This is a genomic window from Halomonas halodenitrificans DSM 735, from assembly GCF_000620045.1.
Lineage (GTDB): Bacteria > Pseudomonadota > Gammaproteobacteria > Pseudomonadales > Halomonadaceae > Halomonas > Halomonas halodenitrificans.
The window spans coordinates 54,207-63,761 of record NZ_JHVH01000022.1; the positions used below are offsets into that span (position 1 = coordinate 54,207).

The window sequence follows — 9,555 nt, forward strand, 5'->3', positions numbered from 1 at the left end:
GTCGGGGGTGTTCGCGTGTGCGCCAGGCATGGCGCGCAGCGCCTGAGTGGCGCTGTTCCCGAGGGTGGTGCCTCGGGATGACTTGGGGGTGAAAGTCCCCTGTACGCCCGGCAAGGGGAAGTACTAGCCGACGGCAAGGGTGTCTCCCGCGAGGGGGAATCTGAAGGCAGCCCGAGGCAAAACGCTGGCCTGACGAACAGGAAGCGGATATGAGGCGTCATGGCGGGGTGAGATGGCACGCATCATCAAAGCCCGGTACTTGCACGGAACGCCATGATGTAAATCCGACAGGCACAAGCGGGAAGGTCGCGCGTCTTACCCTGGGAGGTCTGGTGGTCTGCCACGGTGCTACCGGCGTCGAGAGGCGACGGGATGGGCCACCAGACGTCAGCAGAGGCCATAGTAAGTGCCGGTTCACCGCGGCACCAAGGGCCGAACATGAAGAACCGCGAGTAGGCGATGACGTCTCGAGGACCGATCATGAAGGCAGAAAGTGGCGCTGATACCGCCACCCACCCAGAGGGGCAGGGGCGGCACCCCGAGTCCCAGCCGGTGGGCGTCGAGACGGTCCCGGCGTCGTCATCGTGGACGAAAGCGGAGCCTGTCCCGCTCATGGAAGCGGTGGTCGCCACCGAGAACATGCAGCAGGCTTACCGTAGGGTGGTGGCCAACAAAGGCGCGCCGGGTGCCGACGGCATGACGGTGGCCCAGTTGGCCGACCACCTGAAGCAACACTGGCCGACGCTGCGCGAGCGGCTGCTGGCTGGTGAGTACCACCCCAGCCCGGTCCGAGCCGTCGAGATTCCCAAGCCCAAGGGCGGGACGCGACAGCTCGGCATCCCCACGGTCAGCGACCGGCTGATTCAGCAGGCGCTGCTGCAGGTGTTGACGCCGCTCTTCGATCCGACGTTCTCGGCGTCGAGTTACGGCTATCGCCCCAAACGCAGCGCCCAGCAGGCCGTCTCGGCGATGAAGACCCATGTCACCGCCGGCCACCGCTGGGTGGTCGACCTCGACTTGAAGGCCTTCTTCGACCGAGTGAACCACGACCTGCTGATGGCGCGGGTCGCGCGCCACGTCCGCGACAAGCGGGTGCTGCGCCTGATCCGTCGCTATCTGGAAGCCGGGATGTTCCAGGACGGTCTGGCCGCGCCACGCCGGCAGGGAACGCCCCAGGGTGGACCACTGAGCCCGCTGCTGGCGAATATCCTGCTGGATGACGCGGACAAGGAACTGGAACGCCGCGGTCACCGCTTCTGCCGCTACGCCGACGACCTGCAAGTGTATGTCAGGAGTCGGCGGGCGGGTGAGCGCGTCATGGCCAGCCTGAGTGATTTTCTCGAGAGCTCGCTCAGGCTGACGGTCAATCGCGACAAGAGTGCGGTGGATCGGCCCTGGAATCGTGGATATCTGGGCTACACGCTGACCCGGCACAGGCGGCCGAAGCTGACGCTGGCCAAGGCCAGCCTGCAGCGCCTGATGCAGCGTGTCCGCGAGATCCTCAAACGCGGCAGGGGACGCCATATTCGTCGCGTCACCAGAGAGCTGGCTCCCGTCCTGCGGGGCTGGGCCAGTTACTTCAGTCTCGTCGACGTGAAGCGCCCGCTGGAAGCGTTGGATGGGTGGATACGTCGCCGGTTACGCGACGTGATCTGGCGGCAATGGAAGCGCCCGCGGACCCGGCGCCGGAAGCTCTTGGCACTGGGACTGGACAACTATCGGGCGTGGAAGTCAGCCGGGAATGGGCGAGGCCCTTGGTGGAATGCCGGTGCTTCGCACATGAATCAGGCCCTGCCACGGAAGTGGTTCGATCGGCGGGGCCTGATCTCGGTACTCGATACGGTAAGAGGGCGTAGCCGTTCTTCGTGAACCGCCGTGGTACGGAACCGTATGCCCGGTGGTGTGGGAGGGCGCCGGGGGCAACCCCGGCCCCTACCCGATTTTTGCCGAGGAGTAGAATGGCCGGCCCCCGTAATGGCCTGGAGTGATCGTGACGCAACACGAAGACAATGGTGTGCCGCTCGGCGCGACCCTGTGGCGCCAGACCTGGCCCATGGCCATCGGCGCGCTGGCGCTGCTGGGATTTCAGCTGGTGGACAGCGCCTTCATTGCCCGCTTGGGCACGCCACAGCTGGCGGCCCAGTCCTTTACCTTCCCATTGAGCTTTCTGATCATCGGCGTTCAGGTGGGCATGGGCATCGCCATCGCCGCCCAGATTTCACGCTCTCTGGGGGCCGGCGATACCGCCCGCGCCCGACGCCTGGGAAGCCTGGTGCTGATCGTGGGGGCCACCGTCATCGGCCTGCTGGCGCTGGCCCTGTGGAAACTGCAGGCGCCGATCTTCGCCCGCCTGGGGGCCGATGCGCCGACCCTCGAGCTGATTCGCGGTTACTGGGCGCCGCAGCTGCTGGCCGCCTGGCTGGGGGCGGCCGTCTATTTCGGCTATAGCCTGTTTCGGGCCCATGGCAATACCCGGCTGCCGGGCTCCATGATGGTGGTGACCAGCCTGGTGAATCTGGTGTTCGACCCCTTGCTGATCTTCGGGATCGGCCCCTGGCAGGGGTTGGGGCTGCCGGGAGCCGCCTGGGCCACGGTGATCGCCTTCGGTTCGGGGGTGGGGGTGCTGGGCTGGTATCTACGCCAGACGGACTGGCTGGCCGGGGAGGGGCTCGCCGAGGAGCTGCGCGCCTCGGCGAAACCCTTCGCCGGCATTGCCGGGCCGGCCATGATCAGCCAGCTGATGCCGCCGCTCGCGGGGATGCTGGCGATTGCGGTGGTGGCCCGGCTGGGTGAGGCACAGGTGGCGGCCTGGGGCCTGGCCAGTCGCCTGGAGCCCCTGTCGCTGATGGTGGTGCTGGCCATGACCATGTCGCTGCCGCCCTGGCTCGGGCGCTGCTATGGCGCCGGAGACTGGGCCCAGATTCACCGCCTGATGCGCCTGGCGCTGCGGGTCATCGTCGTCTGGCAGTTGTGTCTCGGCCTGGTGTTGGCGGCATCCGCGCCCTGGCTGGGGCTCGCCCTGACCGGCAACCCCGAGGTGCGCGGCGACCTGGCACTGCTGATTCGCTTCCTGTTGCCCAGCTATGCGGCCCTCGGGGTGTGCATGATCGTGGTGTCCGCGGGTAATGCCCTGGGCTGGCCGCTGCGGGCCATGCTGATGTCGGGGGTCCGGCTGTTCGTCTTCTATCTGCCCTGTCTGGCGCTGGGCGCCTGGTGGGGCGGTCTTCCCGGCCTGGCGGTCGGGGCCGCCATCGGCAACCTGATGGCGGGGTTCGCCGCCTGGCGCCTGTTGCGACGCATCCTGGCCAGCCCGCGGCGGGCGGCAACCTGAAAAAGTCTTGATACTCGTCAGGACAATGACTTGCGGCGCGTTTCGGCGTGGCACCCGGGGGCCGGCTCAGGCATCATGGACGGACGATAAGGAGGCTTTGATGATCCCGCAACACGACCTTACCGGATTGATTCTGGCCGGTGGCCAGGGGCGCCGCATGGGCGGCGTCGACAAGGGATTGGTGCCGTTTGGCGAACGCCCACTGGTGGCCCACGTTCGCGAACGCCTGGCGGGCCGGGTGGCCGAGCTGCTGATCAACGCCAACCGCAGTCATGCCGCTTATGGTGAGTTTGCCGAGCGTATCGTCGAGGACGCCGAGGGGGGCTATCAGGGACCGCTGATGGGGATTTACAGCGGGCTGCTGGCGGCGCATACGCCCTGGCTGCTGGTGGTGCCCTGTGATACGCCGGCACTGCCACAGGATCTCGTGGCACGCCTGGGGGCCGGCATCGGCGAGGCTGATATCGCCGTGGCCGGGGATGGCCAGCGCCTGCACCCCGTGGTGGCGCTTATCCGCACCGCCCTGGCCGAGGATCTGGGCCAGGCCCTGGCCGCCGGTGAGCGCAAGATCGATCGCTGGTACGCGCGCCACGCCTGGGTGCGGGTGGACTTCGCCGAGGGCGCCGACGCCTTCGCCAATCTCAATACGCAAGAAGAGAGGCAGCGGCTGGAACAGGCGCTTGCCCAGGAGCCTGTCAAGCGATGAGCCAACCCGTTAACGCCCTGAGTCTTGATGAGCACCTTCCGCTGCTGGGCATCGCCGCCTGGAGCGGTACCGGCAAGACCACGCTGCTCGAGGCGCTGTTGCCTCGCCTGAACGCGCGGGGATTGCGCGTGGCGGTGGTCAAGCACGCCCACCACGGCTTCGATGTCGACCAGCCCGGCAAGGACAGCCATCGCCTGCGCCAGGCGGGGGCCAGCCCGATGCTGGTGGCCTCCCGCGCGCGGCTGGCCCTGATGATGGAAACCCCGGATCAGGACGAGGCGGATCTCCAGGCCCTGCTGGCCATGGTGGCCGCCCAGCGCCCCGACCTGGTGCTGGTGGAGGGCTTCAAGGACTGGCCGCTGCCCAAGCTGGAAATGCACCGACCGGCCCTGGGCAAGCCCCTGAGGGTCGACAATGACCCCTGGGTGCGTGCGGTGGCGACGGACGCCTCCCTGGCGCTGCCCGAAGGGGTCGAGTGCCTGGACCTCAATGACCTCGAGGCCATGACGGACTGGATCGCCGCCTGGCCGGCGCGTTGGCCCGCCGAGCGCCATCCGCGCCCGGCGGGGGAGGTGACAACATCATGACCCTTTCCTGTTTCGAGCTGGGGGAGCGCATGCTGGCGGTGGAAGAGGCCCGCACCGCGGTGCTGGCGCTGAGTGAGGGGCCACTGCCCGGCGAGAGCGTTGCGCTCGGCGTCTTGCGGGGCCGAGTGCTGGCCGAGCCCGTTCTGGCGCCCATCGATGTGCCCCAGAACACCAATGCCGCCATGGATGGCGTGGCCCTGGCCTGGCGGCCGGGGGCAATGCCGCCGGCCGGCTTTTTGCGGGAGGGGGAGATCCTGGCCGGCCACAGCGCCGAGCACCCCGTGGCGCCCGGTGCCTGTATCGGCATTACCACCGGTGCCCCGCTGCCGCCGGGGGCCGATACCGTGATCATGCGCGAGCAGCTGCGCCTGGAATATTCCGCCGGCGGCGAGGTGCGGGTCCGAGTGGAGCAGCCCGATCGGGTAAGGTGCGGTCAGAACGTGCGCCAGGCCGGCGAGGACATCGCCCGCGGCGCAGTGGCGCTGGAGGCCGGTACTCGCCTGGGCGCCGCCGAACTGGGCCTGATCGCCTCGCTGGGAATGGCCGAGGCCCGGGTGGTGCGTCGCCCCCGGGTGGCTGTCTTTTCGACCGGGGATGAGGTCACCGCCCCGGGCGCGGCGCTCCCCGCGGCGGGGATCTTCGATGCCAATCGCTTCACGCTGATGGCCCTGGTGGAGGAGCACGGCGGGGAGGTGCTCGACCTGGGCATCCTGCCCGATACCCGCGACGCCATCGCCGACGGGCTTTCGCGTGCCGGTGCCGAGGCCGACCTGGTGCTCTCCAGCGGCGGCGTCTCCGTGGGGGATGCCGACCATACCCGGCTGGCCCTGCTCGAGCAGGGTGAGCTGGGTTTCTGGAAGATCGCCATCCGCCCCGGGCGGCCGCTGGCCTGCGGCCGCCTGGGGGCCCGCGGCGTGCCGTTCCTGGGCCTCCCCGGCAACCCCGTGGCCAGCATGGTGACCTTCCTGCAGTTCGCCGCCCCGCTGCTGGCCAAGCTGCAGGGGCGCGAAGGCTCCTGGCCGCAGCGGCTGACCGCGGTGGCCCAGGAGTCGCTGAGAAGCCGCGAGGGACGCGTCGACTACCTGCGTGGTCGCTACCAGAGCACCGCCGACGGCCGGCTGGTGGTGAGCGATAGCGGCGCCCAGGGCTCCGGCATCCTCTCCTCCATGGCGCGGTCCAACTGCCTGATAGAGATAGGCGATGCCCGTAGCGGTGTGGCCGCGGGCGACAGCGTCACCATTCAACCCCTGTTCCGATTTCCATGAGGTGTCGATCCATGTCTCTCACCCATCTCAATGCGCGCGGCGAAGCCCACATGGTCGATGTCGCCGACAAGCCGGAGAGTCGCCGCGAGGCGTCGGCGTCCGGCGATATCAGCATGCGCCCCGAGACCCTGGCGCTGCTCGCCGAGGGCGGCCTGCCCAAGGGAGACGTGCTGGCCACGGCGCGCATCGCCGGCATCCAGGCGGCCAAGCGTACCCATGAGCTGATTCCGCTGTGCCACGCCCTGGCGCTATCCCGGGTCACGGTCGACTTTCGGCTCGACGAGGCCGAGAGCCGCGTCGCGGTGACCGCCACCTGTCGCCTCAATGGCCGTACCGGCGTGGAGATGGAGGCGCTCACCGCGGTGTCGGTGGCGTGCCTGACGCTCTATGACATGTGCAAGGCAGTGGACAAGTCCATGGAGATCGGCGCCGTCCGGCTCGACACCAAGACCGGGGGCAAGTCCGGGGACTATCGCCGGGAGGCATTCGAGTCGCACGCCGCGCCCATCGTCACGGGCGAGGGTCAGGGCGGCGAAGTCAGTGTCGGCAGCCGCTGCGATATCGCCGCGCCCTGTATCCGCGTCAAGTGCCTGGCCGAGCTGCGCGAACGCCTCGGCGTGGGCGAGGTGGCGGTGGCCCTCGACAGCCTGGAACGTTCCGATGTGGCCGGCCTCAAGGCGACTCTCAAGGGGCTCGACCCGCGCTTCGCGGGGCTCGATGAGGGCCGCGTGCTGTGTGCCGTCAACCAGGTGATGGCCTCGGATACGACCCCGGTGACCAACGATGACGAGGTCGCCTTCTTCCCGCCGGTGACCGGAGGCTAGGCCATGATTCGAGTACAGGAGGCCGCCTTCGATGCCGGGGCCGAACAGCAGGCCCTGCTGGCCGGGCGCACCGATATCGGGGCCGTGGTCAGCTTTACGGGCCTGGTGCGCGACTTCAACGAGCATCCCGAGGTATCGGCACTGACCCTGGAGCACTATCCCGGCATGACCGAGTCGGCGCTGGATGCCATCGTCGAGGACGCCCGGGGTCGCTGGCCCCTGGATGCGGTCACGGTGATTCATCGGGTTGGACGACTGGGCCCGGGAGACCCTATCGTATTGGTAATCGTTGCCAGTGCTCATCGCCGTGCTGCCTTCGAGGCCTGTGACTTCATCATGGACTACCTCAAGACCCGCGCGCCATTCTGGAAAAAAGAACACGCCGGCGACGGTGACTACTGGGTGTCGGAGCGTGACTCCGATCATTCGGATGCCCGTCGCTGGGAAGCCTGAACCGGGAGATTGCCCCATGACCACCCTGCCTCGCGAACTCATCGACGATTTCGGTCGACGCGTCAGCTATGTGCGTATCTCGGTCACCGATCGCTGTGACTTTCGCTGCGTCTACTGCATGAGCGAGGAGATGACCTTCCTGCCACGCGCCCAGGTCCTCACCCTGGAGGAGCTGGCGATGGTGGCGCGTGCCTTCATCGAGCTGGGCGTCGAGAAGGTACGCCTGACCGGCGGTGAGCCACTGGTCAGGCGCGATATCGGCTCTCTCGTCGAGCAGATCGGCGATCTGCCGGGGCTCAATGACTTCGCCATGACCACCAACGGGGCCAGCCTGCCCAAGCATGCCCAGCGGCTTCGCGAAGGGGGCCTCAAGCGGCTCAATATCAGCCTCGACTCCCTCGACCCCGAGCGCTTCCGGCGATTGACGCGCACCGGCGAACTCCAGCGCGTCATCGATGGCATCCGCGCCGCGCGAGAGGCGGGCTTCGAGCGCATCAAGCTCAATGCGGTGATCCTCAAGGGCCGCAATGATGACGAGGTGCTCGACCTGGTGGAATTCGCCCGCCACGAAGGACTCGATATCAGTTTCATCGAGGAGATGCCGCTGGGGGATGTCTCCGACCATAGCCGTGCCGAGACCTTCTGCTCAAGCGACGAGGTTCAGGAGGTCATCGAGAGTCGTTATCCGCTGATTCCGACGACCGAGACGACCCCCGGGCCCTCACGCTATTTCCGCATGGCCGACAGTGATTCGCGCATCGGCTTCATCTCGCCCCACAGCCATAACTTCTGCTCCACCTGCAACCGTGTCCGCGTGACCGTGGAGGGGCGACTGCTGCTGTGTCTGGGCAATGAACACTCCGTGGATCTGCGTCGCGTATTGCGCGCTAATCCGGGGGATATGGATGCCCTGAAGCATGCCATTGTCGCCGCCATGCCCCTCAAGCCGGAGCGTCATCATTTCACTACCGACGGCGATGTTCAGGTAGTGCGCTTCATGAATATGACCGGTGGTTGAGCTACCCGGGCGGGCGTATCCTGCGACTCGTCCTGTGTTCAGCGGCGCCTCAGGGCGCCGCTTTTGCTTGAAATGATCGGCGCATTATCCATCCGGTTATCACCGCATGTCGTGAGAAATTAACGCGACTCTTCTTGCCAAATTTGCTTGCCAATTGATGACGACAGCATATACTTTTCCTACGTAACCGTGAGTCACTCGTCTCATTGCATTCAGCCTAGGAGGGACTGATGTCCAGCGACACCCTGGAGCGTATCGCTCGCAACAAGAACGTGGCACGCGCCGCGGCACGCCAGCTCAGCATGGAGCAGCTGTACAAGCTCGCTGAGGTGGTCGAGGAGGTCATCGAACAGAAGAAGGATGAAGAGCGGCAGCGTCTGCAGGATGAAGCCGAGAAGGAGCGCAAGCGTTCCGAGATCCTCGAGGCGATCAACGAGGCGGGTCTTTCCGTGGATGACCTGGTGGTGGAGCCGCCGCGTCGCAAGCGAGGACGTCCGCCGAAGAACGCCGGCAAGGATCAGTAAGGGTCCGTAAGTAATCGCCAGGAACAGGCGTTCCGAAGAAAAATGAAGCCGCTCTCGATGAGCGGCTTTCGTGCTTTCGTGCTGTCGTCTATCGGGTGGGAGGGGGTGGAAGCGCTACTCCGACTGGCTGGCCATCGGGGCCTCCATGGCGAGTATCTGCAGGTGAATCTCCGGCAGGCGACGCAGATGGTCGGCGAACCAGCCAATCAGCCGCGGCTGCAGGGCCAGGCGCAGGTCGGCCAGGCTCTCGGCGTGCAGTGACTCGAGGACATCGTCGAGCCAGTCGCAGAAGTCGGTCTCGTCGAAGGCCTGTACCTCGCCGGCGTCGAGCATCAGCCGGCCGATGCGCGTCCAGCCGCCTTGTTCGGTAATGGCCACCGATATTGCCAGGTAGAGGCTGCCATGGCGGTTCTCCTTGCCCTGATGGCCGCCCAGGCCGGGGACAGGGGCGACGGCGTCCTGGCTGACGATACAGGGCGGCTGGGAGTGGCGGCCCTCCCGGGTCAGGCCGTCGGCGTCGAAGCGGATCATGTCGCCATTCAGCGGGGAGAGGCCCCCAGTGTCAGGATGAGTGTCGCACCCTCTGATACCCTGTTCTTATAAACCGACCAGGGGGCGAAAGGAGACACTCATGCCTCGTTACTCCGAGGAGCGCCGGCAAGCCGTAGTGACCAAGCTGCTGCCTCCCCACAACCTCTCCCCGAAGGTGATCGCGGAGCAGGAAGGGATCTCGCTGGGCACCGTCTACAAGTGGCGCAAGGAAGCCCGCGCTGAGGGGCGGTGCCTGCCGGATGCTCTGGGCAAGGGCGCCGATGGCTGGTCGTCCAAGGACAAGTTCAGCGCCGTG

General features: G+C 66.9%; 11 protein-coding genes. 10 read left to right on the forward strand and 1 reads right to left on the reverse strand.

Annotated features, from left to right (window positions below; translation table 11 throughout):
• The first annotated feature begins 480 nt into the window (after positions 1–480).
• The 9 genes from ltrA to Q358_RS0111150 all read left to right on the forward strand — a co-directional run bounded on the left by ltrA (position 481) and on the right by Q358_RS0111150 (position 8,708).
• Complete coding sequence (ltrA, locus tag Q358_RS0111110; RefSeq protein ID WP_084286534.1) at positions 481–1,869, forward strand: group II intron reverse transcriptase/maturase; 1,389 nt, start codon at positions 481–483, stop codon at positions 1,867–1,869.
• A 184-nt stretch (positions 1,870–2,053) separates the two neighbouring features.
• Entirely contained in the window at positions 2,054–3,331 is a 1,278-nt protein-coding gene (locus tag Q358_RS0111115) for an MATE family efflux transporter (protein ID WP_051530335.1), read from the forward strand.
• Between the two features lie 100 nt (positions 3,332–3,431).
• Positions 3,432–4,037 (forward strand): molybdenum cofactor guanylyltransferase MobA, encoded by a 606-nt coding sequence (gene mobA, locus Q358_RS0111120; protein WP_027962089.1) that lies wholly within the window; start codon positions 3,432–3,434, stop codon positions 4,035–4,037.
• Positions 4,034–4,624, forward strand: a complete 591-nt coding sequence (gene mobB / locus Q358_RS0111125; protein WP_027962090.1) for a molybdopterin-guanine dinucleotide biosynthesis protein B — start codon at positions 4,034–4,036, stop codon at positions 4,622–4,624. Before mobA ends, mobB begins: the two co-directional genes overlap by 4 nt.
• Positions 4,621–5,889: a molybdopterin molybdotransferase MoeA gene (gene moeA / locus Q358_RS0111130; RefSeq protein ID WP_027962091.1), complete on the forward strand. Its 1,269-nt coding sequence runs from the start codon at positions 4,621–4,623 to the stop codon at positions 5,887–5,889. The genes mobB and moeA overlap by 4 nt, the downstream gene beginning before the upstream one ends.
• Positions 5,890–5,900: 11 nt before the next feature.
• Positions 5,901–6,713 (forward strand): cyclic pyranopterin monophosphate synthase MoaC, encoded by an 813-nt coding sequence (moaC, locus tag Q358_RS0111135; RefSeq protein WP_027962092.1) that lies wholly within the window; start codon positions 5,901–5,903, stop codon positions 6,711–6,713.
• A 3-nt stretch (positions 6,714–6,716) separates the two neighbouring features.
• A complete protein-coding gene (gene moaE, locus Q358_RS0111140; RefSeq protein ID WP_027962093.1) occupies positions 6,717–7,166 on the forward strand; it encodes a molybdopterin synthase catalytic subunit MoaE in 450 nt (149 codons plus the stop codon).
• A gap of 25 nt (positions 7,167–7,191) precedes the next feature.
• Positions 7,192–8,184, forward strand: coding sequence for a GTP 3',8-cyclase MoaA (moaA, locus tag Q358_RS0111145; protein WP_156940898.1), 993 nt, complete (start codon positions 7,192–7,194; stop codon positions 8,182–8,184).
• Between the two features lie 230 nt (positions 8,185–8,414).
• Complete coding sequence (locus Q358_RS0111150) at positions 8,415–8,708, forward strand: H-NS family histone-like protein (protein WP_027962095.1); 294 nt, start codon at positions 8,415–8,417, stop codon at positions 8,706–8,708.
• Positions 8,709–8,822: 114 nt separating this feature from the next.
• Here Q358_RS0111150 and Q358_RS0111155 read toward each other — a convergent pair whose 3' ends face one another.
• Entirely contained in the window at positions 8,823–9,239 is a 417-nt protein-coding gene (locus tag Q358_RS0111155; RefSeq protein ID WP_027962096.1) for a hypothetical protein, read from the reverse strand.
• 100 nt (positions 9,240–9,339) lie between these two features.
• On the opposite strand from Q358_RS0111155, the gene Q358_RS0111160 reads away from it, so the two are divergent.
• On the forward strand, positions 9,340–9,555 hold a 216-nt coding region (locus Q358_RS0111160; RefSeq protein ID WP_027962097.1), incomplete at its 3' end, for a helix-turn-helix domain-containing protein.